The organism is Aristophania vespae (genome assembly GCF_009906835.1).
GTDB lineage: Bacteria > Pseudomonadota > Alphaproteobacteria > Acetobacterales > Acetobacteraceae > Aristophania > Aristophania vespae.
This window is the reverse complement of sequence record NZ_CP047652.1, coordinates 1796362-1820256: the sequence shown is the minus strand read 5'-3', so window position 1 is coordinate 1820256 and position 23895 is coordinate 1796362. Positions and strand designations below refer to the sequence as shown.

Below are 23895 nucleotides of genomic sequence, written 5' to 3'. Positions count from 1 at the left end.
CCATGACATATAGGAATCTAAATGATAAATAAAATAGGTGTCTGACCTTTTGCCTCTCCTGTGAGATCATTGAAATTATGAAAATTGTCGCCTGTAATAGTAATATGCCACTGGCCGCCGCCGTGGCGGAAGAACTTGATTTACCCTTATGTAAAACGTCTATTCGACGTTTTGCTGATGGCGAAGTTTTCGTTGAGGTGCTGGAAAATGTGCGTGGCGAGGATATGTTTGTTATCCAAAGCACTTCCATGCCCACAAATGACCATCTCATGGAGTTATTGATTGTATTAGATGCTTTACGCCGTGGCTCTGCTCGTCGCGTGACGGCTGTCATGCCTTATTTTGGCTATGCACGCCAGGATCGTAAATCAGGCCCCAGAACACCTATTAGTGCAAAGTTGGTAGCCAACTTACTGACAGAGGCTGGCGCAAACCGTATTTTAACCATGGATCTGCATGCTATGCAGATTCAGGGGTTTTTTGATATTCCAACAGATAATCTCTACGCTGCGCCCTTATTTGTTCGCGATATTTTGGCTCGTCATTCTGAGATTAAAGAAGAAAACCTTATAATTGTATCTCCCGATGTGGGAGGCGTTGTTAGAGCACGTCAGTTAGCACGTCGCCTTAATGTGGATCTTGCGATCATCGACAAGCGCCGTGAACGTGCGGGTGTTTCAGAAGTCATGAACGTTATTGGAGATGTTGAGGGGCGTTACTGCGTTTTGGTTGATGATATTGTCGATAGTGGTGGATCTCTTTGCAATGCGGCCGAAGCATTAATGAAGCATGGAGCTGCGGGGGTAGAAGCCTATGTCACACACGGTGTTTTGACAGGGAATGCCTGTGAAAAAGTCGCCAATAGCCCTATAAAAATGCTGACCATTACAGATAGTATTACCCCAACAGAAGAACAGTTAAAAACGGCTAATATTCGTCAGATTTCAATGGCAAGTTTAATTGCCAGAGCGATTCGGGCCGTTGCGGATGAAAGTTCAGTCTCTTCATTATTTGACTGAGCCAATATTGAGACAGTTAAGTCTTTCAAACTTTTGAAGGAGCAGTAATGACACAGTTAGTTTTACGTCCCTATTGGTTTTTGCGTCATGGTGAAACTGACTGGAATGCTCGTTCATTATCTCAGGGCCGTACAAATGTGCCCCTTAATGCAAAAGGTCTTGCTCAGGCTGCTACTGCCGGCAAGGCTTTTGCGCGGCATTTTGAAAATGAGAAAATAGCTTTTACTCATATTATTTGCTCTCCCCTTGATAGGGCACGCGTAACAGCGGAGCATGTGCAGCGTGCAATCAGTGAGGCTGGTGGCCCGCATTTACCTCTTACTTGCAATGAAGATATTTTAGAGGTTAGTTTTGGTGAGCAGGAAGGCCTGCCCATGGGAGAATGGTATAATCCCTGGATTGCCGGAGAATACACACCAAAAGGGGCAGAGCCTTTTGCGGATTTGCGTGAGCGTGCTGTCAGAGGTGTCAATAAAGCGATAGCTGACGCCGACCCAGGGATGGCACTCATTGTCGCTCATGGCGGTATTTTTCGTGCCTTGCGCTCAGCTATGGGGTTAGAACCCAATATTAGATTACCTAATGCCGTGCCCGTTTATGCCTATCCTGAAAATGGAAAATGGCATTTAAAAATTGAAGGAGAGTTTGAAGCGTAAGAAAGATACGTCTCAAGCCTCTCGGAGCTTTCATTTTATATAAAATTACCAGGGAGCAAGGCTAGTTGATAGTCTCTTTGCTTCTTCTGGTGGTAAGCCTAAATCATTGCGGTGCCACCATCCGCCGCCGAGAGCCTGAAAAAGCCCAACGCTGTCAGAAAAGCGAACAGCCTTAGCCTGGACAAAAGATAACTGGCTCTGGGCAACAGCGGATTGTGCGGCTAAAAGTTCGATCTGACTGATATCGCCTAATTTCTTTCTTGCGAGCGCAATTTTGTAAGATTTTTGAGCTGTATCGAGGGATTTTTGTTCTGCTAAAAGGGCTTCGCTGTCATATTGGATAGCGTGCAAACTATCAGATACGTCACCTACGGCACTAAGTACGGTTGATTTATATGTTTCAGTAGCCTGATGGAGTTGCTTTTTAGCAGCTCTTTGCGCATGAAGGAGCGACCCACCCTGGAAAATGGGTTGAGTAATGGTCGCCATTAAGTCCCAATTTCCGTAACCGGTTTTAAACATCTGGCTCATATGTCCCACAATCTGCCCCGGCATTGCACTTAACTGTAGGTTGGGGAGGCGATTAGCGATTGCAATCCCAACTTCGGCAGCCGCTGCGTGGATTTGCTCTTGTGCGGCACGTATATCAGGGCGTTGCTCTAAAAGAGCCGAGGGCAGCGATAAGGGCATTTTTTCGGGAAGTGTGAAATCATCAAGTGTAAAGACGGGCAAATCTTGGTTGGGTGTCATACCAGCCAGGGTAGCAAGTTGATTGCGTGTTTGTGCCAGATCTCGTTGAAGAGGGGGTAAATCTGCTTCAAGTTGCGCTAAAGCATTTTGTTGCATCAAGCTGTCAAGCTTTGACTGGTCACCAAGTTTTTGCTGCTTTTCGGTAACTGAAAGAATTTCTTTCTGCTGTGCAATAAGAGCCTGTTTGGCGGCAATCTGTGCCCTGAAGCTGGCTTCAGTGATGGCTCCATTGACAATATTACTAATAAGGGTGAGGGCTGTTGCTTCGAGTTGGAAGCGTTGAATATTAGCCTGAGCAGCGGCAGCCCGGATCGCCTGACGTTCACCTCCCCATAGGTCGGGAACATAGCCAATATTAAGTTGAGCTGTATGGAGATTATAAAGCCACTGATTTTCATAAGGCACGTTTGAAAGTGCCTTGGATGTCTTGTTGCGTGATGGAATAAACTGCGCCGAAATTGTAGGATAAAGCGCAGCACCTTCAACACGACGTTGTTCCCACGCAACCTTCAAACCTTCCTGCATTGCTTTAAGGTCGTGGTTATTGGCAAGAGCCTGCTCAATGAGGGAATTAAGTTGCGGGTTTTTAAAAACTTCCCACCATTTACCGGGGATATCCAGCCCCTGAATAATATCCTGACGACGTAATGCAGAATCTTTGCTGTCTTGCCCTGCGGTATGTTTAAGGGGTGTGTTGCGATAATCGGTATGTGCAGGAAGGGGTGGTGTTTCCCCTTTAGGGCCAATCACACAACCACATAAGGATATAAAAAGAAAAGATGTGAGAAGAGGAGAATATTTGTACTTTGACATCGTCATGACAGTGTCTCCTCTTTGGGGATATGGTTTCCTCTTTTTTCCAACCAGTTTTCGAGGCAATAAAAAGAAACGGGAAGGATAAATAACGTTAAAAGAGTTGCAATTCCCAGTCCCCCAACGACTACCGTTGCCAGACCTCGCTGCACATCTGTGCCAATGCCTGTTGCAATTGCTGCAGGGAGCATACCAACACTGGCAACAGTCGCTGTCATTAAAACAGGGCGAAAACGTTCTGAAGCGCCAGCAAGTGTTGCTGCTTTAGTGTCATATCCATCTTGTCTATAGCGATTAATACTTGAGATCATGATAATCCCGTTTTGGATTGCTACACCAAAGAGCGCAATAAACCCGACCGCTGTCGCAATATTAAGCGTTTCATGACGTAAATGAAGAGCAATGAGACCGCCTAATGTTGCTAATGGCACAACACCCAAAATCAAAAGAGCCTGCCGTATTTTTTGGAATTCTATATAAAGCAGACCAAGCATGACGGAAAACATAATGGCCAGGGCAATAGCCAAGCGAACTTGAGCATGTTGTGCTTGTTTAAAAGTTCCTGCCCATTCCAGACGGTAATTTTGAGGGTCAAAATGAACATTCTGGTCTATGCGCTGTTGAGCTTCTGCCAGATATTGTGACATGGGTTTGTCACCATTATCGACCTGAATGGTGAGTTCTCTCTCTCCCTGCTCATGGGCAATGTTACTCTCACCCATATGAAGGTGAATATTTGCTACTTCAGATAGGGGGATAGCAGCACCATCAGGTGTAATGAGCGGGATTTGGCCCATGACTTGCAAATTATCGAGGTGTTTGCGCACAACATGAAGTGTTGCATTATATTCACGTCCATCTTTTACAATGGTTGTGATAGGTGCATCTCCAATCGCATTAGAAACAATATCTGAAATATCAGAAACAGTGATTCCGTAACGAGCTGCTTTCTTGCGGTCAGCCAGGACTTCAATCTGGGGAATGCGAGGCTCCTGATAAAGAGAGGCCTGCACGGTTCCAGGTATTTGCCACAGATTATCTACAATTTGCTGGCCAATACGACGTAACTCATTAAAGTCATTTCCATAAACACGCAGCACCAGAGGGCTATGCGCTCCTCCAACAGCATCGCTCACATTATCCTGAATAGGCTGGCTGATTGAAAATGTAATGCCCGGAATTTCATTGAGGCGTTTGCGTAATTTTTCAACAAAAGCAGCTTTATCTTCGCCTTTGGGCCATAATTTATATGGTTTTAACCCAACTGGCATTTCAATATGTGAAGGAGTCCAGGGGTCAGTTCCGTCATCAGAACGACCAAGTTGCGTAATGGCATAAGATGTTTCAGAAAATTCTCTAACAGCACTACGAAGTTCATTTGAGATTTCTTGGCCTTTTTCCAGGGAAATGCCTGTTGGCATTTGTACCTGGATCCATAAGGCACCTTCATCCAGATCAGGCAAAAATTCCCTGCCTGTTGTCATACCGAGGATGATAACCAAAATAAGAGCACCACCCGCACTGACAAACGGTATGAGAGGCCGGTTTAAAAAGTAATTAAGCCCGTTTTTATAACGCTCTATCAACCATTCTAAAGGTTTGTTGCGCCAGATGTGGCGTGGTTTGTGCAAACCAAGATAAGTTAATATGGGGGTAAGGGACAAAGCGCAAAGGAGCGCCCCCAAAAGGGCAAAGCTTACCGTAAAGGCCATGGGACGGAATAATTTTCCTTCCATCCCATCAAAAGCAAATAAGGGGCTGTAAGCAAGAATAATGATTAGGGTTGAGGCAAAAATAGCGCGCCCGGCACGGCGAGTGATTTTGAGAACATGCTCTGGGTCGAGTGGTTTGCCAGGTTCTTCTTCTCTCAGGCGTAAAATAACTTCTGTAATAACAATGGCGCCATCGACGATAACACCAAAATCTATTGCGCCGAGAGAAAACAGATTGGCAGCCATTCCGCATGCACGCATGAGTATGAAGGCCACAGCGAGCGCAAAAGGAATCGTGACAGCTGTGACAGCCGCACAACGTGGAGACCCCAGGAAGAAAGTAAGAATGACGAGAACGAGGGTGATACCCTCTGTCATAGTCTCACCGACCTTCTCAGTGGTGGCGTGAACCAAATTGTCCCTATCAAGATAGGGAACAATGCGCATATGAAGCGGAGCTAAGCGTTTTTGCAGCTTATCAACTGTTTGATGAAGATTATTGAGAACTTGGGAAGGGTTAGAGCCACGAAGGGCCGTAACAACACCTTCAAGTGTATCTGGATTTCCGTCCTTACCTAATAGCCCTTCACGAACCTGGTGCCCAAATTCTATGTGACCAAGCTGTTTCAGAAGAATAGGAACATTATTATGATGTGTGACGACTATTTCATTCATATCTTCTAGAGAATGAATGAGACCAACACCGCGAATAATATAAGATTGTTCTCCTCGGCTGATGCGTCCACCACCAGCATTGGAATTGCTGTTTTTTACGGCAGCTATGACATCTTCAAGGCTAATATTATAACGAATAAGGGCGTTTGGATCGATAATAAGCTGGTATTCACGTGTGAAGCCGCCAAAATTATCAATATTAACAATACCTGGCACCTGTTTTAGGGCCGGAATGACAATCCATTTTTGGGCATCTGATAAAGCCATAAGGTCTTGGTCATCAGATTCCAAAGTATAACGATAAATTTCTCCACTCGGACCTGAGACAGGCCCCAATGCAGGCTCTCCTCCATTTGTGAGATCGAGACTGGAAAGCTCAGCAAGAACCTGCTGCCGAGCCAAGTAAATATCTGTGCCGTCTTTAAAGACGAGCGTAACAAGAGATAGACCAAAGGTACTTGTTGAACGGCTCTCTACAACGTTGGGGACACTGGCTAGAGCGCGCTCCACAGGGGTTGTAACCTGTTGTTCCATTTCTTCGGCAGCGAGGCCAGGCATTTGCGTGGTTACCTGCACGCTAATGGGCCCCAGGTCGGGATAGGCCTCAATAGGGAGCTGCTTCCATGCTATAATGCCGAGAAGGGCAATAAGCACAGACAAAAAAGAAACGAGATTACGGCGTGCAAAGCACCAGGAAATAAAAGCTTCAATGTGCATGATATGCTCCGTCAGCTTTTATTAATTATCATTGAGCAGGATGGCGCCATGTGTGATGACATGCTCTCCAGCCTTCAAACCACTTATAACGCGTACATTTGGCCCTTCATCGTAGCTAATCTCAATCTGGCGTCGCCTATAAACATGAGGGGCTGTTTCTACCATAACGGTAACGGCGTCATTATTCATGACAAGGGCCGTTTTGGGTAATAAGATCTGCTGGCGCTCAGGCACACTGATAGATGCTGTGGTAAATTGTCCTGGGCGCAAATTATTATCGGGATTGGCGCAGCGTAAATAGAGGTCGATGCGGCGTGTATCATTATGTAAGACGGGGCTCTGGCTCGTTACAGGACCAGAACATGTTTGACCATCGAAATTAGCAGTTAAAGTCATATTAGGGCGAAGCTGTGGAATAAGATTTTCTGGCACATGCGCTGAAACCCAAACATCACTCAAATCAACGACACTCATCAGGGCATTGGAAATATCAGTAATTTGCTGCCCTTTTCCAATATTAACACTGGAAATGACGCCATTGACAGGTGACGTAATAAGAAGGCCATGATGGGCTGCATCGTCATTACGCCCTTCACCAATAGCTTCTAAATGCTGTTGTGCCCGGTTTGCTTCTGCCTCTGCCTGAATAAGGTCATTATGAGCCGACTGCATATCTTTTACAGCATTTCCGCCAGCGGCCATGACGGCTTTCGTGCGGTTATAAGTAAGGCGTGCAAAGTTAAGGGCTGCCTGGGCTTTTTTCTGGTCTGACCTGGCTTGGGCAAGATCTCCAGAAAGAACTCTGGCTAATATTTCGCCTTTTTGAACAGTCTGACCTGGTTGTACAGCGATATTGATTATCCGGCCTGTGACAGGTGAGTAAATATTGACATCATGTCCCGGGGCTGGCGTTAGCTCAGCAGGGACTTCAATAAGGTGAGGTAGCGTTGCTACAATAACAGGCTCAACAATAAGGCGCTTACTTAAGGAGCTGTCCGCCCTGACATGTAAGGCTGTACCGACTCGGGTAATCATGGGTGCAGAGGGGGCTGGCAAAGTAGGACGTTGAATTACACGCCACAGGCCCCATAAGCACAATATAACGAGTATGAAGAGGCCAAAAGCTTTAGCCAGGGAACGGGAACCAACCATAGCAAACGATTCCACTTTCTGTCAGCCGGTTAGAAGAAGTCGTTTTCTGCCATAATCGTAACGATCTGTCACGCTAATGAGACCTAAGAAGATCTTAAAAAAACATTAGTACTTGGAAAGAATGAAAAAAAAGCGGGAAGAGAGTAACCTCCTTCCCGCTCTAGAGCGTTTTTTCTAAAGTGGATTAATTTAGAAGCGATATTCAATACCGGCAGATACAGTCGTTGGGTTGATGCTATCACGAGCGTGAATACGACCACCTGTTGTTGGGTTGTCGCGATGATTTACGTAAATGGGTGTATGAAGCAGAATTTGCTTAACATCCATGTTGAAGAACCAGTTACCAACCACTTGATAGTCAAAGCCAGCATTGAAGCTTGGCCCAACTGTTGTTTGAGGTTTTAAATGGTCAAAAAGTCTCAGGCTGGCATTTGGCTGTGCGGGGCTTGCATTATGGAAGAATGCCACTGTTAAACCAACGCCCAAATAAGGGTTAAAGCGTTTGTGGGGACGGAAATGCCATGCAACAGTTAAGGTAGGAGGAAGGACCCAGAAGCTACCTAGATCACCATTTTTAAGGAGAGCCTGAGCTGAGGTATTGTGGGCTTTTGCTTCGTGACGGGTAGAAGCAGCGATCAGGTCGAGAGAAATATTATCAGTAAAGAAATATTCAAAGGTAAATTCAGGAGCAACCTGGTTTGTTGCTGTAATATGACCCTGGTTACCAGCTGCTGGACCGCCTTTAATGTTAACTGATGAGCTGGTATTATTTGTAATAACACCAAGAGCAGATAGACGGATTAAAAAATCGCCTTTACCAAGACCAATTTTTGTATTCTCACATGTCTCAAAAATGCCACAGCTCTGACTTTTAGGTGCAGAAAGATGGACCGTTGCATCAGGAGCTGCTTGATATGGAGATGTTGCTGTTACAGTACCCTGTGTTTGCTGAGGCATTGTTGCAACAGTGGCGGCAGGTGTTTGAGCGTATGCTGAACCTGCCAAAAGGCCTAAAGCCATGATCGATGTTTTTAAAGTTCCGCGTTGCATATGCGTAAAGACCCTAATCAAGCAAAATAAGTTGATCACGTCAGACCACATTTATTTATGTCCTAACCTTGATGTAGATCAAAAACCGGAGCAAAATAGCTAATAGTTGTTAAATGTTGCTTTTTTGCACTGGTTAATAAAACGTATATTTTTAGTTCGTTTCTTCTTTTTGAAAGGGAGAAGAGCATGGTGGCGCTCGATGGAATTCCTGTGAGGGATTGCACTTATTGTTGTGGGCGTACGAAAAGTATTTGTAATGCTATTGAAGAAAAAGATCTTCCGAGGCTGTTAGCGGCTTCATCGCGTTTACATTTGCCTTCAGGACGTATTTTTATTGAAGAGGGGGAGTCTGCTCAGGCATTTTACGTAATTGCTGAAGGGCGAGCTAAGTTATTTAATCTTTTCTCTGATGGTCGCCGGCAGATTTCCGGTTTTGTCGCAACTGGAGATTTCTTGGGACTCGCTGCTTCGGAACGATATGCCTTTAGTGCTGAAGCCTTGGGTGATATTAAACTCTGCCGCTTTGCTTATGAGACTATGGATCATCTTACAGAGCAATTTCCCCATCTTCAAAAGCGTCTCCGTGCGGAGGCGTCACGTGAGCTTGTTAAAATGCAGGCTCGTCTTGTTCTGCTCGGGCGTAAATCGGCAAGAGAGAGGCTCGCCTCATTTTTTATAGAACAGGCCTGCTGTTCTGAAGATGGGCTTGAAGAAGCTCTCAATCAGAGAAAAAATTTAAGTATCCCTCCTGTCATATCGCTTTTTCTACCCATGTCGCGAAGTGATATTGCTGATTATCTGGGGCTAACGATTGAGACGGTGAGTCGTACCTTAAAAATATTTAAGGCTGAGGGGCTTATTAAAATTCAGGATGTAAAGACTGTAACACTCCTAAATACAGTGCGTTTAAAGTTTATTTCTGAAGGTAATAATTAACTTTTCTTAAAATAAATTGCCTTTTTTATGTTATAAATCTGTGTTTTGTTAAAAACGTGGTGTCAGAATAAAATGAAGGATAATTTTATGAAATTACATTTACTATTTTCAGCTGCGTTATTAACCTCTTCTTTTGCATTATTACCACATGCTCATGCGGCAAGTTCTTCCTGTGATGACAAAGGGGGTACTCTCCTGCATCGTATGGCTAACAAGCAGGATTGTTTAAATTCTGGTCTTGATAACAAATTGAATAAATATCAAGAAAACCGTCAACGCCAGGAACAGAAGCTCAAGGATCTGCGCGATAAATATGAAAATGCTCCTCAGAATACGCGTGAGAAGCTTCAGAAGCGTATAGATCAGCAACGTGAAAAACTACAAAATATGCGTGGTGACAATGAGAAAAAGCTACGTGGCAAATTAGACCGCTTTAAAGAGCAGCGTGCAGAGCGTGCTGAGAAACTTCAAAAACTCAAAGATCAGCAAAAAGAAGATCTTCAGAGACTAAAACAATCGGGAGATCGTACACGCTCAGATGTGCATAATCTCTTGCATGGTGGTTTATAATATTGCTGCCATCTAAAAGCGTTTCTTTTTAAAAGTAGAAATGCTGAAGTGGTGAAAAAATAGAGGCTGTCTCTCCAAGAATGAGAGACAGCCTCTTGCACTTTTAAGATGTTGAGCACATATTAATTTTAACAATTTGAAAAACGTTCTCGGGGCGGGGTGGAATTCCCTACCGGCGGTAATGGCAGCCTAAAAGCTGCTTAGCCCGCGAGCGCTCTATAAAGCCTAGTTTTATAGAGGTCTAGCAGACTTCGGTGAGATTCCGAGGCCGACGGTTATAGTCCGGATGAGAGAGAACGCTTTTATGCCCTGCATAGCAGAGAGGCAGTACGATGTGCTGTTTGCTCTTTAGCTTTGCAGTGTGAGGAAGCGTACCGCCCTGTAATGTTTATATAAGGGGGCTGTGCGTTTCTAGTGAAAACACAATCTTTATCAATTTTGCCTTCTGAGGCGGTGAGACATGGGTTTAAGCGTGCATTAAGCCTTGCTGCCCGTACTGTGGGTGCAACTGCACCTAACCCCTCTGTTGGTTGTACTTTGCTTGATAAAGATGGCAATATCCTAGCTGTTGGTGCTCATCCCAAGGCAGGTGAGTCTCATGCTGAAGTGGTTGCTTTGGAGGCTGCCCGGGCGGCTGGTTTATTTGATAAGATTTATGCTGCTTTGGTAACATTAGAGCCCTGTGCACATTATGGTCGCACCCCCCCCTGTGCTTTAAAATTGAAAGAAAGTCCTGTTAAGGAAGTGTGGATTGGTTTTAGAGATCCAAACCCTTTAGCAACAGGCGGTGGAGATGTTTTGACGCAGGGTGAGCCTGCCAAGCAAGTCTTTTACCTTGAAGATATGCCAGATTATGAAGATCTCGCAAAAGACTGTCATGCTCTTTTAATGCCTTTTTTGACGCGCATCCTCAAAAAAAGGCCATGGCTTACTGTTAAGCAGGCTCTTAATAAAAATGGGACAATGTATCCGCCACAGGGTCAGGTTACATTTACCTCGCCGTCTTCTCTAAAATTGGCTCATCAATTAAGGCGCGCAACAGACGCCGTTATAACAGCTATTGGCACGGTGTTAGCTGATGACCCCTCTTTTACCGTGCGGCATGTTGAAGATCATTCAGAGCGTCATGCTCGTTTATTGATCGTATTAGACCGCCACAAAAAAATGCCCATAAGCTGGAAAAAAGACCGCGAGGAAAGCGGTTTTCTGGTCGAAGCCTGTTCTGATTTGGAAGAGGCTGAGAATTTGCTTCGACAATATCAGGCTAACTGGGCCCTTATCGAAGCCGGCCCTACCCTTCTTCAGATCATTAAAGACCATGATTTTTGGGATGAATGGCTGACCATTCAGCAGAATGAAGGAACGCAAGATGATTCTCAAAAGCTCTTATTGCGTGATCCAGAAAACGGGGATGTGAGTCCGTTAAATTTATTAAAAAACTATGGGGGAGAGTAGGTAATGTTTTCTGGAATTATTGAATGTGTTGGGCAAGTGCAGCAAGTTTCTATTCGTGAGCAGGCAATGGACTTGGTCGTTAAGAGCCATTTTAAAGATCTGTCTTTAGGCGAAAGTGTTGCTGTTAATGGCGTGTGTTTGACTGTAAAGGATTTTACAGCCGAAGGTAGCGCTCAGTTTCATATTAGTGGTGAAACGTTAAAGCGTACGAATTTGGGAAAATTGACTGAGGGGCGCTCAGTTAATTTGGAGCGTGCTGTCTCTCTCAATACACGTCTTTCGGGTCATATTGTTCAGGGTCATGTTGATGGTACGGGTGTTTTACAAGCCATTAATAAGGCTGGTGACTCCTATGCCCTGGATTTGTTTTTGTCCCAAAGTTTACGCCGTTATGTCGTAGAAAAAGGATCCATAACCCTTAATGGGATTAGTTTGACTGTTAATAATATCAAAGATGAAGCTCAATATGAGGGTAGTGAAGGGTTTGTAATCAATTTGATGATTATCCCTCATACGTGGGAACATACAGATCTTTCAACGCTTTCAGTTGGGGCTGAACTCAATGTCGAAGTTGATGTTTTGGCTAAATATGTTGAAACATTATGCCGTTTCTCCCCTGAAACATTAAATTTAAATTTTAAAGGAGAGAAATAGTGCCTGCACTACCGTCATCTCTAAAGGCTGCAATCACCGCTATTCGTGCCGGGCGCATGGTTATAATGGTTGATGAAGAAAAGCGCGAAAATGAGGGAGACCTTATTTGCGCAGCAGAATTTACAACGCCACAGATCATTAATTTTATGGCTCGTGAGGGATGTGGTCTTATTTGTCTTGCATTAGAGCCCGCTCAAATAGAGCGTTTACAGCTGCCGCAAATGACAGCAAATAATCAGGATCCTAAAGGAACAGCTTTTACAGTCTCAATTGAGGCTGCTGAAGGGGTTTCAACGGGGATTTCTGCTGCTGACCGTGCACGCACAGTTTTGGCGGCCTCTCATCCTGATGCTCAGCCGCAAGATGTTATTTCTCCTGGCCATATGTTTCCTTTAAGGGCACATCCTGATGGGGTTTTAGCAAGGGAGGGTCATACAGAGGGTGCTGTTGATCTTATGCGCCTTGCCGGATTAAATCCTGCTGGTGTTATATGTGAAATCATGGCCAAAGACGGCACGATGATGCGCTTGCCTGAACTGCGTGTTTATGCTGCCCAGCATAATTTACCGATTATCTCGATTGCTGCTCTTAAAGAATGGATCAGCCAAAATGGTAATCAGCCTGTAAAAGCCTTGGCCGAGGACATATCTACACCGAACTTATCGTCGTTAGCGATAGCAGACTTGCCAAGTCTATATGGTGGGGACGAGCTGAAAATACATGCTTTTAAAGATGAAAGCGGTGTGGAGCATATTGCGTTAGTCAAAGGTGACCCTTCTAAAGGTACGACTTTAGTAAGAGTGCACTCTGAATGCGTTACAGGTGATGCTTTAGGATCGTTACGCTGTGACTGTGGCCCTCAGCTTCAGGAGGCTTTGCGACGTATTAAAGAAGCAGAAAGTGGGGTTTTGGTTTATCTCCGTGGTCATGAGGGACGTGGCATTGGCCTGGTTAATAAAATCCGTGCCTATGAGTTACAGGATCAGGGTTTTGATACATTAGAAGCTAATAAAGAGCTTGGCTTACCTGTTGATGCTCGAAATTGGAGCGTTGCAAAAGATATTTTAAATTCATTAGGGGTTAAGGGCTGTATTTTGCTCACAAATAACCCTTCAAAGCTTCATGGATTAAATGAGCTTGGTATTAATGTCGTCTCATCAGAACGTTTGATTACAACCATTAATCCTTTTAACCGTCACTATCTCGAAACCAAACGCACTCGGATGGGACATTTTTTGCAGGAAACATTATAATGAGTCGCCATATTGCTACAGCCCCAGAGGGATTACGCCTTACACCTGCCCCTAAACTGGCTATTCTGGTTAGTCGGTTTAATACAGATGTAACACATGGCCTTAGGGATGGGGCTTTGGAATGGTTACAGGAACGTGGTATGGAAGCGGCAGATATTTATGATGCACCTGGTGCATTTGAGCTGCCTCTCATGGCACAATCTCTGGCTAAAACAGGTAAATATGAAGGCATTATCTGTTTGGGCTGTGTCATCAAAGGTGATACTGCTCATTTTGAGTTTATCTCACTGGGCGCGACTATGGGAATTATGCAAGCTCAGCTAACTACAAATACGCCTATCTCCTTTGGAATTCTCACAACCTATACTGACGAGCAAGCTGTAGTGCGTTCTCGCAAAGATGCACATAATAAAGGCCGTGAGGCTGCGGCTGCATGTGTGGAAACTATTTCTTTTTTAAGATACATTTAAGGCCATACTTGTCTAGATAGGTTTATCGGCAGCGTGAATTTGTTTAGAAGAGGTAAATTTTAAGAAAAAGGTCTCGTATTAATGACGGCTAATGTAAGTGTTTTCGTTACATCTTCTAAATCAGAGTCTTTTATTAAAAGTGACCTATTTAAACAAATTCCTCCAGAATGGCGGCAGAAAAGCGCGCTTAACGAAGATAGTTTGCTTTGTGACCTTGTACAGTCGCAGAGCTTTCTATTTGAGCTTTATGCGGTATGGAAAAATAGTCAGCAGGATTATATTGGATTTTCTTACAATAATTTATATCTCTCTTTTACCGAAAGAAAGAGTGATACAGATTTAAGAATACCGCGCATAAATAATAACATATGCCGGTCTTATAAATGGCGGCAAAAAGATATGCCTTCTGTCATACAAAGAGGCGATGTCTTTATACCTAATCTATATCCATTAAACAAAGTATCAATGAGCGCTCATGAGGATAATGTGAGCTCATTTTACGAAAAACGCATAGGCAACACAGATAATATTGCCAATATAATTTCTATCATAAAAGAAGAATATACTGATTTATACATAAATGCTCTTAATGTTTGTTATGGTGATCTTATTTTGCCAGGTTTATTTTTCTTATTAGAGAAAGATATATTTGATGATTACTGTACATTCTTGTTTGATGTTTTAAAGAAAATTAAAAATAAATCACCAAATCACACAGCAGAAAATTATGATTATAATTTTTTATCACTAGTCTTAAGCACAATATATTTTAATAGCCTTTCGGCAGATAAGGAGTCAAAAAAACTTGTTAATCTACCATTAGTTTGTGTTGACCCACGTAATTTATCAATAAATGCGAAGGATATTATAAAAACTGTTATAAAAAGAGAAAGTGATATAATAAAAAAGAAGAAAAAAGATATTAAATATGGAGATAAAATAAATATTGTCATGTCATTTGACGATATTTATGCGCCTCATGCCATTAGTGTTATAAATTCAATATTAGCCCATACTCAAAATTGCGACGATATTGATCTATATATCATACATGGCAATGCTCTTTCTTTTGAAAAAAGGAAAGAAATGCAGGCCTATTATGATAAAAAATTAAACTTGATTTTCAAAGAAATTAATAATGATTTTGCAGACCAACTCCCACCTACGGGCAACCATTTAACACAAAGCGCTTATTATAGATTATTTGTTCAAGAGATCTTACCCAGAGGGGTAGATCGGATAATTTACTTAGATACAGATCTGGTCGTATGTGATGATATTGTGGATCTATGGAATATAGATCTACAAGGCCATGTTATGGGAGGCGTAGAGGACTGTCAGGGAAAAGAGCTTAGAAACCGCCTCTCTGATCAGAAAAATGAAAATATTTACGTCAATTCAGGTGTGCTTATTCTTGACCTTGTTTTGGCTGAAAAACGCTATGGCCAGCTCTCATATTATTTTGCTGAAGTTTTTTACAAACATCAAAATAGGATTGGTTACCACGATCAGGACATACTTAATATTGCTTTTGAAGGCGATATTTATAATATTCCGTTGCGTTGGAATATTCCTGGCCTTTCATATTTTTTCCAACCGCGCCTTCCTAAGGATATCATTGATCATCCAGATTATGAAACTTTGCCTGAAATGCAGCAAAGTGCCTTTAATGACCCAGCAATCATTCATTTTATTGGCCGCCGGAAACCATGGAAGCAAAATTGTCTCACGCCTGTAAAAGAGCTTTATTGGCACTATAGGGCAAAACATACAGACGTGAAAATTTCTATAGTACAGCGTATCTGTCGGGTTAATTATTTTCTTTTGGTCTGTAACGGCGTTGCGTGTTTGTTTTTAGGAAAACAGTTTTACGTTATCCCGCTACGTAGTTACGTGAAAAGCTTTAAAAAGGCTTTGTTTTTTCAAAAGAAATAAAAGCGGTTCAAATTTTCACACTAGTAACATAATGATGAAAGCCTCTTATGAGGCTTTTATAAAAAATTGGGAATTCTTTATTTATGGTAACTGCCTGTATTTACCTGCCATTTGAAAAAGAGGCATCTATCATTAAGAGAGATTTATTTAACTCTATTCCGCAAGAGTGGGTGAAATCAGAAGCAGGACATAACGAAGGATTTTTTCATCATTTAAAGACCTCAAGAGGCTTTTTGGACCAGCTATATGCCGTATGGAAGCATAATCAATGTGACTATGTTGGTTTTTCTTACAATGATGTGTTTTTATCTCTGGCAGGTAGAGAGTATGATAAGGATATTGCAAAGGCAGGCATAACGCAAAGTGACAGTCGGTCCTTTAAATGGAGAGAAAATGATCTCCTTTCTGTCATTAAAGTTAGTGAAAATTTTATACCTAGATTATACGCGTTAGAAGACATTTCTGTTGTTCAGGATGGTGATACGATTGCGTCTTTCTATAAAAGAAAAACTGGAAAGGACAGGAGTTTAAAGCAGCTTTCTGAGCTTATAAAAAAAGCATATCCAGAATTTTATGCAAGCTTTGATGACGTTCTAAATGGGAAAACTCTGATACCTTGCAATGTTTTTTTTCTGCAACGGAATTTGCTTAATGAATATTGTGAGTTTTTGTTTGGTTTGTTGGAAAAAATAAGTTTTTCTAGTTATCAAGATGAGTATGTTGATTATTATTTACTATCATTAATATTATTTACGACTTATTTTACTAATGGCAATATAGAATCATTAAGCTTTTCAGCTCCTGCCATATATGTAAGCGACTATTTGCGTATTTCTAACGATCTGAATTCACGAAATATTGTTAAGTCAGTTCTGAGAAAAGAAAAAATTATACGCTACACTTCTCCAAAAAAAGTTCTTTATGGGGCGTGATAAATGTAGTTATGTCGTTTGATAATCGTAATGGTTATGCTCAACATGCTTATAGTGTTATAAACTCTATATTGGCACATACCAGCAATCATAAAGATATTAATATTTTTGTTATTTACGGGAGCGATTTACCATTATCAAAGATAAATGAAATTAGTCGTAATTTTTCTGAAAGAGTGAGCGTAAGTTTTTTAAAGATAGATAGCTGTTTTTTAGATAATCTAGAGTTAGAAGATAATTATTTGACAAAAAGCGCCTATAATCGCCTGTTAGTTCAGGATGTTTTGCCAGATAATGTGCATAGAATAATATATTTAGATACAGACATTTTAGTTTGTGATGACATTGTTGAGTTATGGAATATCGATCTTCATGATCATGTTATTGGGGCAATACCAGATATTTATTCCGTAGGAAATGACAAACGGCTTTTTGGAAGAGCTTCAGACGGTCTTTATATAAATAGCGGTGTTATGTTGTTAGATTTGGAGCTGGCACAGAAACGCTATGGTCGTTTATCAAGTTATTTTGCCAAAGTGTTTTATGAACATAAAGATAAAGTAAAATATCACGACCAAGATATTCTTAATTTAGCTTTTCATAACAAAATTTTACAGCTTCCTTTGCGCTGGAATGTTCCAGGGTTGCTTTATTATTTTTGGCCAAGATTGCCAAAAGATCTACTTGATGAAGAAAATAATGATTTTCCGCGAGATGAACTCATATTTAGCTTAAATAATCCGGGGATTATACATTTTATTGAAGATCGCAAACCATGGAAGCGTAACTGTTTTAATCCTTTTAAACGGCTTTATTGGCGCTATAGAGCTCAAAATATTCAGTTTAAACCATCAATAGAACAACGGTTTTGTATCTGGAATAATGTTTTTACGTGGCGAGCAGGGACGTTCGCTGTAGCTTCTGGAAAGAAGATTCATCATATCCATGCCCGCAGTAAGTGGCTTGCCTTGAAGCAAACCTTCAAATCTATGAAGTTCTAAAGCGGCGATAAATCAAAGACGTTTCCTGCTCTTCGTTAGCTTCTGATAAGGCTTTTTCGATAATATTATGATGGGGCGATAGGCTACATACAGGGTCAGTATTCTGAGCTTTGCCTGTCAGGGCTAAAGCCTGGCATCGGCAACCGCCCCAGTCTATTTCTTTGCGATCACAGCTTGCGCATGGTTCTGGCATCCATTCTGTTCCGCGAAAGAGTTGGAAGGCAGAACCATTTTCCCAAATCTCTTTAAGGGGTTTTTCTTCTACATTATCAAAAACAAGGTCGGGGATTGTTTCAGCAGCATGGCAGGGTAAAACACGGCCAGAAGGGCTAATATTTAAAAAACGGCGCCCCCATCCACCCATGCAAGGTTTAGGTCTTGTGGCGTAATAATCTGGTGTTACGTAATCAATGGCCAACCCGCCTTTAGCAAGTTCACGGTCAATTATTATTTGCGCGGCTTCAAGTTGGGGCAGGCTTGGAAGTAAAGCGGCTCTATTTTCTAATGCCCATCCATAATATTGAACATTGGCCATTTCTACACGTATGGCCTTTAATTCACGAGCAAGGTCAAACATGTCGGGTAATTGCTCAATATTACCTCTATGAAGAATAAAATTTAAAGTAAGGGGCAAACCTGCTCGATGAATACGCTTTGCTGCTTCAAGTTTTCGTGGTTGTACGTTTGTAAAACCACTCATCATGTCTGCTTCTTTGGCCCGGCTATCTTGAAAGGAAAGCTGAATGTGGTCTAGTCCAGCTTTATCAAGGATATCCATAGCCTCATCAGTTAATAAAACCCCTGAGGTAATAAGATTTGTATAGAGGTTGAGACTTCGTGCATGAGCAATAAGTTCGGGCAAATCTGGCCTTGCCATAGGCTCACCGCCGGAAAAATGCACCTGCAAAATACCAAGTTCTGCTGCCTCGTTTAAAACACGTTTCCAGCTTTCAGTTGAAAGCTCCTGTGCCTTACGTTCAAGTTCAAGCGGATTAGAGCAATAAGGGCAGGATAAAGGGCATCTGTGGGTAATCTCAGCCAATAGGCTCATAGGCGGTGGAACTGGCCCCAATGGCGAAGGACTATAGCTCATTGCGATAATATTCCTTTGCTGTGCAGATCAGAGAGCAAAGATAATACATCTTTGGTGATGATGTCTCTTGGGGCTTGATATTCTAGGGCAAGCTGATTGATGATATCAGCAATGCTTCTTTCACCATCAATTAAATTGAGAGTTGCCGCGGCAATATTATCAGCAATAAAAGCCTTTTCAGGGGCCTGGATTAACCATAAATCACGCACTTTATCGTGTTGAAGACGATGACCACGCGTAAATTTTAAGCAGCAACTCTCAGTAAGCATAATTATGATCTGTCCGGTACAAAGGCCCCAGGAGGGATGTTCCCTTCTACATAAGCGTAATCGAGAGCATCTAAAAGGGTCCATAAGACAGAACATTTAAATTCCAAAGCTTGCAGCACCTCTTGTTGCTGTTCAATGGTTGTTGCATGTTCTTTAACATAAGAAAGAGCAAATTCTGAATCACGCGGAGCCTGAGTGAGGCGGGGCTTGAAATAAGCCATTGTGTCTTCAGAAATGAAATCGTAATTTTTGAGCATGCCCTCCATACGTTCGGGAATGATTGTTGGAGAGAAAAGCTCAGTTAGAGAAGAAGCAATAGCTGCTAAAAGCGAGCGATCACGCACAAAATGAACATAAGCCTCAACAGCAAAGCGTGTTGCAGGTAAAAGACCTTTGAGGCTCATGACATAATCACGGTCCAGTCCCAACCCATCTGTTAGTTTAAACCAGCGTGCAATCCCGCCTGTATTGGGTTCATGCCCATCGTGATCCTCGATACGACGTCGCCATTCGCGGCGTAATTCAGGTGTAGGAAGCCGCGCTAATAAAAGAGCATCTTTCACAGGAATCATCGCCTGATAATAATAGCGATTCAGTGCCCAGGCCTGAAGCTGACCTTTTGTTAAATTTCCAGCATACATGGCTTTGTGCAGGGGGTGCCTGTTGTGATAGCGCTCTGCACCAATTTTACGAAGTTCTGCTTCAAGTGCATCAGGGGTAAGAGGGTTTGTCATGCGACCTCCAGCTGAAATGTCATGCCGTCTTCGGCAACGATCCAGCCCGCTTGCTCAACAGCCTGACGTTCCTGACTATTTTCAAGTAATATCGGGTTGGAATTATTGATATGAATAAAAACTTTTTGAGGTATGGTGCAATTTGCCAAATGACGAAGCGGACCGTCCTCTCCATTGACAGATACATGGCCCATTCTATGGCCTGTCTTAGGGCTTAACCCTGCACGGATCATCTCATCATCCTGCCATAATGTACCATCAAAAAAGACCAGATCAGCTTTTGCAACCCGGTCCACAATTTCAGGCGTAATTTCGGCACATCCTGGAATAAAGATCAGGGTTTTGTTCCCGTCTGAGATAGAAATGCCCAGCGTATCGTCGGACCGTGTTCCTTCTTTTTCAGCATAAAGCGGTGCTTTTCCCGGCACTGTAAAGGCTTCTAATGTCAGACCAGAAGAGATTCCGTTTTTGCAGGCTAGCGGGAAAGGATGCTGAAGAGGCAGAACTCTGCGTGTAACAATTTCACGGTCAAGTGCTTCAAAGATTGGATTGGCATCAAGCTGCCTTAAAGTAGAGGCACTTCCCATGAGGGTAAAAGGCTCTCTTTCCCTCATTGTCAAAAGGCCAATCACTGCATCAATCTCAGCATTTGTGAGAATCACGCCCTGAATGGGTGTTCCCCGTAATGAGCCTTTATGATGTAAGGCTGGTGTAGAGAGAATTTGTTGCCGCAAATCGGGCGAGGCATTGAGTAAAAACCAGTTTTCCCCATCAGCACTTACGGCAATGGAGGCTTGTGTTCGCGCTTTGGCGCCTACTCCCTGATGGGCCTTCAAACAGGCCGGCGCTGCCGAATTCCACTGCGGAAAGCCTCCACCAGCAGATGCTCCCAGGATAATGACCTTTATCATACAGGTTCCTCTAAACAGGCCCCTATATGTCAATTAATGAAAAAGCCAGGGGCAAATAAAGAAAACGGCTGCCCCTCTGGGGAGCAGCCGTTCCCCTCTAAATGGGGGATGATCTATTATTTTTTCTCACCACAGACGTAAGAGTTAATTTCTCCGCCTAGGGGATTTCTGTTACTTTAGGTGTATTCCAAGCCATGGTCATGCTTCCTTAAGGTCGATAAGGTCTCACAGAAGACTCTGTTAATCCAACATAGTCTTACATAGATGTTAATCGAAATAAAAAAAATATTCACCTAAAAATGCAGATTCACACAGTGTTGTGAGCGATTTCACTGGCGCTTCACGATATGTTCTTTTAGGACCAGTGAATAATTAAGTCATTTTTTGCCAAATTCACTATTGAGAGAGGGTGATATGAGCCAGAGCTTCCGCCGTGGGGTATGTTTAGTTATTGCCGCACCATCAGGAGCCGGTAAATCAACAATAGCTCAGGCTTTGAGAGATACCGATAATAATTTATTCACCTCGGTTTCTGTTACAACACGGTCCCCCCGCCCAGGGGAGAAAGAAGGCGAGCATTATTATTTTCGTGATTTAGCAACATTTCGTCAAATGGCAGAAAATGGCGAGCTTTTAGAATGGGCTGAGGTTTTTGGCCGGGGCTATGGGACTCCGCGTGCCCCTATTGAGAAGGCTTTAGCCCAAGGCAAGGATGTTATTTTGGACATTGACTGGCAGGGTTTTCGTTTAATGAAAAAAGCCTTACCGGAAGACGTTGTTGGGCTATTTATACTTCCACCTTCATTAGATGTTCTTGAGTCGCGTCTCAGAGGGCGGCAATCTGATAGTGAAGAAGAAATTGCAAAACGTATGATGGCAGCAGAAGATGAAATCTCTCATTGGTCAGAATTTGATTATGTTGTGGTCAATCAGGAGCTTGAAAAAGCAATAGAAGAGGCTCGTTCTGTTCTTATGGCCTCGCGTTTAGCGACAGAACGCTGCTCCATGGCAAAGACTTTTCTTTAATAAGCTTTTTCTTACTCTGGCCCCCTTTGTCTAAGTCATGATATATAAGAGGATCTAATTTTAACTTTTACTGTCTCTATTTATTGAGCCTGGGAGCCTTTCATGACAGAAAAGCAGAGCGCGCCTTTAATTCTCGCTCTTCCTAAAGGGAGAATACTAAAAGCCCTGCGTCCTGTTTTACTGCATACAGGCCTTGATCCAGCATCTGACTGTCTTGATGAAAGCAGCCGCCGCCTTCGTTTTCCGACAGCTAATAAAGATTTGGACGTCGTAAGAGTAAGATCTTTCGATGTTGCAACCTTTGTTGCATATGGTGGTGCTGATATTGGTGTTTGTGGCGCAGATGTGCTGATGGAGTTTGATTATCCTGACCTTTATGCGCCTCTTGATCTCGGGATAGGGGCATGCCGTATTTCTGTCGCACGACTTAAGGAAAGTGCTGCTGAGGCCCCAGAGGGAAAATCTCGCCTGCGTGTTGCGACCAAATATCCAACCATTGCGCGCCGCCATTTTGCCTCTCGGGCTATTAATGCCGAAATTGTGCATCTTCATGGTGCAATGGAACTTGCCCCTTCATTGGATATGGCAGATGTCATTGTGGATCTCGTCGATACGGGATCAACACTTAAAGCTAATGGATTAGAAGAAATAGAGACGATTGCCCATGTGACGAGCCGTCTTATCGTCAACCGAATTGCTTTAAAGACGAGGCCTGAAGAAATTGGTGTCCTGATTGAGCGTTTCCGCTCTGCGCTTTTATCTTCAACGCAATAAGGGAAATCGCTTTTATGAAACGTCTAGATACAAGATCAGATGAGTTTACACAGACCCTGCAAGCTCTTCTGGCTAATCGTGGGCAAGAAACAAACTCCGTTATAGAGCCTGTACGTGCGATTTTAAGTGCTGTGCGGCAAAAAGGAGATAAAGCGCTTTGTGACTATACAACACGCTTTGACCGTTTTGCACTCACAGCCGAAACCATCCGGGTTAGTAAGGACGAAATTGCACAGTCTGCAGCCCAGATTTCTCCCGAAACGAAAGCGGCGCTAGAGCTTGCTGCACAACGCATTAAAGCTTTCCATAAGGCTCAGATGCCAGGTGAAGTAGATTATACCGATGATGCTGGTTTGCGTCTGGGTATGCGATGGACGTCACTTGATGCTGTTGGGCTTTATGTGCCAGGGGGCAAGGCGGCATATCCCTCTTCGGTTCTTATGAATGCCTTACCTGCGCGTGTTGCGGGGGTGAAACGCGTTGCAATGTGTGTGCCCACGCCTGATAATGTGCTCAATCCTCTTGTTATGGCGGCGGCACAATTATGTGAGGTAGATGAAGTCTATCGTATCGGGGGGCGCAAGCTGTTGGTGCTTTGGCATTTGGAACAGAAACAGTCGCACCAGTAGATCGTATCGTTGGGCCAGGTAATGCCTTTGTAGCAGAAGCCAAAAGGCAGGTTTTTGGTCATGTTGGTATAGATAATATTGCAGGCCCTTCAGAAGTCGTCATTGTTGCAGATGGTCATAATGACCCGCATCTAGTGGCGCTGGATCTGTTGGCTCAGGCAGAGCATGATGAGCTTGCACAATCTGTTTTGATCACAACTGATAATGATTTTGCCGATAAGGTTGCCGAGGCTGTAGAAAACTCCTTAAAAACCCTGAAGCGTTCTGCGATTGCCCGTAAGAGCTGGGAGCATCACGGGGCTATTATTTTAGTTCGTCATGAGGATGAAGCCGCAGAGGTGGTTAATATTATAGCACCTGAGCATTTAGAAGTTATGGTAGACGAGGCGCGCGCTTTTAGCCAAAAAGTGCGTCATGCTGGGGCTATTTTTATGGGGCGTTTCTGTCCAGAGGCATTGGGAGATTATATTGGTGGTCCCAACCATGTTCTACCAACAAGCCGCACAGCACGCTTTGCCTCTGGCCTGTCAGTCTTTGATTTTTTAAAGCGTACAACTTCGATTGAAACGAGTGAAGAGGGCCTGAAAGCTGTGGGTCCGGCGGCGGTGATTTTAGCGCATGAAGAGGGGCTTGAAGCCCATGCTCTAAGTCTTTCAGAAAGACTTAAATCTTTATCTAAGGAATGACTAAGTCAAAGCTCTGAAGGACA

The 23895-nt window shown here is 43.2% G+C and carries 21 protein-coding genes, 1 pseudogene and 1 riboswitch; of the genes and pseudogenes, 14 read left to right on the top strand and 8 right to left on the bottom strand.

Features of this window, described 5'->3' with window-relative positions; all coding sequences use genetic code 11:
* Positions 1-77 precede the first annotated feature (77 nt).
* Entirely contained in the window at positions 78-1019 is a 942-nt protein-coding gene (locus GT348_RS08180) for a ribose-phosphate pyrophosphokinase (RefSeq protein WP_160619278.1), read from the top strand.
* Between the two features lie 47 nt (positions 1020-1066).
* On the top strand, positions 1067-1675 hold the full coding sequence (locus tag GT348_RS08175) for a histidine phosphatase family protein (protein WP_160619277.1): 609 nt from the start codon (positions 1067-1069) through the stop codon (positions 1673-1675).
* A gap of 45 nt (positions 1676-1720) precedes the next feature.
* Here GT348_RS08175 and GT348_RS08170 read toward each other — a convergent pair whose 3' ends face one another.
* The 4 genes from GT348_RS08170 to GT348_RS08155 all read right to left on the bottom strand — a co-directional run bounded on the left by GT348_RS08170 (position 1721) and on the right by GT348_RS08155 (position 8544).
* Positions 1721-3244, bottom strand: a complete 1524-nt coding sequence (locus GT348_RS08170) for an efflux transporter outer membrane subunit (protein ID WP_236646481.1) — start codon at positions 3242-3244, stop codon at positions 1721-1723.
* Positions 3241-6342 carry an efflux RND transporter permease subunit gene (locus tag GT348_RS08165; protein WP_160619276.1) on the bottom strand — a complete coding sequence of 1034 codons (3102 nt, stop codon included), beginning with the start codon at positions 6340-6342 and terminating at the stop codon, positions 3241-3243. The genes GT348_RS08170 and GT348_RS08165 overlap by 4 nt, the downstream gene beginning before the upstream one ends.
* 21 nt (positions 6343-6363) lie before the next feature.
* Complete coding sequence (locus tag GT348_RS08160) at positions 6364-7494, bottom strand: efflux RND transporter periplasmic adaptor subunit (RefSeq protein ID WP_160619275.1); 1131 nt, start codon at positions 7492-7494, stop codon at positions 6364-6366.
* Between the two features lie 189 nt (positions 7495-7683).
* Positions 7684-8544, bottom strand: coding sequence for an OmpW/AlkL family protein (locus tag GT348_RS08155; RefSeq protein WP_160619274.1), 861 nt, complete (start codon positions 8542-8544; stop codon positions 7684-7686).
* A 186-nt stretch (positions 8545-8730) separates the two neighbouring features.
* On the opposite strand from GT348_RS08155, the gene GT348_RS08150 reads away from it, so the two are divergent.
* The 9 genes from GT348_RS08150 (at position 8731) to GT348_RS08110 (ending at position 17750) form a co-directional block, all read left to right on the top strand.
* Entirely contained in the window at positions 8731-9480 is a 750-nt protein-coding gene (locus tag GT348_RS08150; RefSeq protein WP_160619273.1) for a Crp/Fnr family transcriptional regulator, read from the top strand.
* A gap of 87 nt (positions 9481-9567) precedes the next feature.
* A complete protein-coding gene (locus GT348_RS08145; RefSeq protein WP_160619272.1) occupies positions 9568-10050 on the top strand; it encodes a hypothetical protein in 483 nt (160 codons plus the stop codon).
* A 141-nt stretch (positions 10051-10191) separates the two neighbouring features.
* A riboswitch (FMN riboswitch) is annotated at positions 10192-10352 on the top strand.
* A gap of 112 nt (positions 10353-10464) precedes the next feature.
* Positions 10465-11505, top strand: coding sequence for a bifunctional diaminohydroxyphosphoribosylaminopyrimidine deaminase/5-amino-6-(5-phosphoribosylamino)uracil reductase RibD (gene ribD, locus GT348_RS08140; protein WP_160619271.1), 1041 nt, complete (start codon positions 10465-10467; stop codon positions 11503-11505).
* 3 nt (positions 11506-11508) lie between these two features.
* Positions 11509-12159 carry a riboflavin synthase gene (locus tag GT348_RS08135; RefSeq protein WP_160619270.1) on the top strand — a complete coding sequence of 217 codons (651 nt, stop codon included), beginning with the start codon at positions 11509-11511 and terminating at the stop codon, positions 12157-12159.
* Complete coding sequence (ribB, locus tag GT348_RS08130) at positions 12156-13412, top strand: 3,4-dihydroxy-2-butanone-4-phosphate synthase (RefSeq protein WP_408865162.1); 1257 nt, start codon at positions 12156-12158, stop codon at positions 13410-13412. The genes GT348_RS08135 and ribB overlap by 4 nt, the downstream gene beginning before the upstream one ends.
* Positions 13412-13882 (top strand): 6,7-dimethyl-8-ribityllumazine synthase, encoded by a 471-nt coding sequence (gene ribH, locus GT348_RS08125; RefSeq protein ID WP_160619269.1) that lies wholly within the window; start codon positions 13412-13414, stop codon positions 13880-13882. Before ribB ends, ribH begins: the two co-directional genes overlap by 1 nt.
* A gap of 81 nt (positions 13883-13963) precedes the next feature.
* Complete coding sequence (locus GT348_RS08120; protein ID WP_160619268.1) at positions 13964-15817, top strand: glycosyltransferase; 1854 nt, start codon at positions 13964-13966, stop codon at positions 15815-15817.
* A gap of 83 nt (positions 15818-15900) precedes the next feature.
* Positions 15901-16749 carry a DUF4422 domain-containing protein gene (locus GT348_RS08115; protein WP_160619267.1) on the top strand — a complete coding sequence of 283 codons (849 nt, stop codon included), beginning with the start codon at positions 15901-15903 and terminating at the stop codon, positions 16747-16749.
* Positions 16750-16760: 11 nt separating this feature from the next.
* Positions 16761-17750 (top strand): glycosyltransferase family 8 protein, encoded by a 990-nt coding sequence (locus GT348_RS08110; RefSeq protein WP_160619266.1) that lies wholly within the window; start codon positions 16761-16763, stop codon positions 17748-17750.
* Here GT348_RS08110 and pqqE read toward each other — a convergent pair.
* Genes pqqE through pqqB form a run of 4 tightly spaced genes read right to left on the bottom strand, consistent with a single transcriptional unit; the run spans position 17737 to position 20757 of the window.
* Positions 17737-18843, bottom strand: a complete 1107-nt coding sequence (gene pqqE / locus GT348_RS08105; protein ID WP_236646480.1) for a pyrroloquinoline quinone biosynthesis protein PqqE — start codon at positions 18841-18843, stop codon at positions 17737-17739. The two genes, GT348_RS08110 and pqqE, sit on opposite strands and share 14 nt — an antisense overlap.
* The gene (pqqD, locus tag GT348_RS08100; protein ID WP_160619265.1) at positions 18840-19112 is read right to left on the bottom strand and encodes a pyrroloquinoline quinone biosynthesis peptide chaperone PqqD; all 273 of its coding nucleotides are present in this window, start codon (positions 19110-19112) and stop codon (positions 18840-18842) included. Before pqqD ends, pqqE begins: the two co-directional genes overlap by 4 nt.
* A 2-nt stretch (positions 19113-19114) precedes the next feature.
* Complete coding sequence (gene pqqC / locus GT348_RS08095; protein ID WP_160619264.1) at positions 19115-19846, bottom strand: pyrroloquinoline-quinone synthase PqqC; 732 nt, start codon at positions 19844-19846, stop codon at positions 19115-19117.
* The gene (gene pqqB, locus GT348_RS08090; RefSeq protein ID WP_160619263.1) at positions 19843-20757 is read right to left on the bottom strand and encodes a pyrroloquinoline quinone biosynthesis protein PqqB; all 915 of its coding nucleotides are present in this window, start codon (positions 20755-20757) and stop codon (positions 19843-19845) included. Before pqqB ends, pqqC begins: the two co-directional genes overlap by 4 nt.
* A gap of 414 nt (positions 20758-21171) precedes the next feature.
* Between pqqB and gmk the strand changes: the two genes are divergently transcribed.
* The 3 genes and pseudogenes from gmk (at position 21172) to hisD (ending at position 23872) form a co-directional block, all read left to right on the top strand.
* Positions 21172-21783: a guanylate kinase gene (gmk, locus tag GT348_RS08080; protein ID WP_160619262.1), complete on the top strand. Its 612-nt coding sequence runs from the start codon at positions 21172-21174 to the stop codon at positions 21781-21783.
* 102 nt (positions 21784-21885) lie between these two features.
* A complete protein-coding gene (gene hisG, locus GT348_RS08075) occupies positions 21886-22557 on the top strand; it encodes an ATP phosphoribosyltransferase (protein ID WP_160619261.1) in 672 nt (223 codons plus the stop codon).
* Between the two features lie 14 nt (positions 22558-22571).
* A pseudogene (gene hisD, locus GT348_RS08070) lies at positions 22572-23872 on the top strand (histidinol dehydrogenase).
* The last annotated feature ends 23 nt before the right edge of the window (positions 23873-23895 follow it).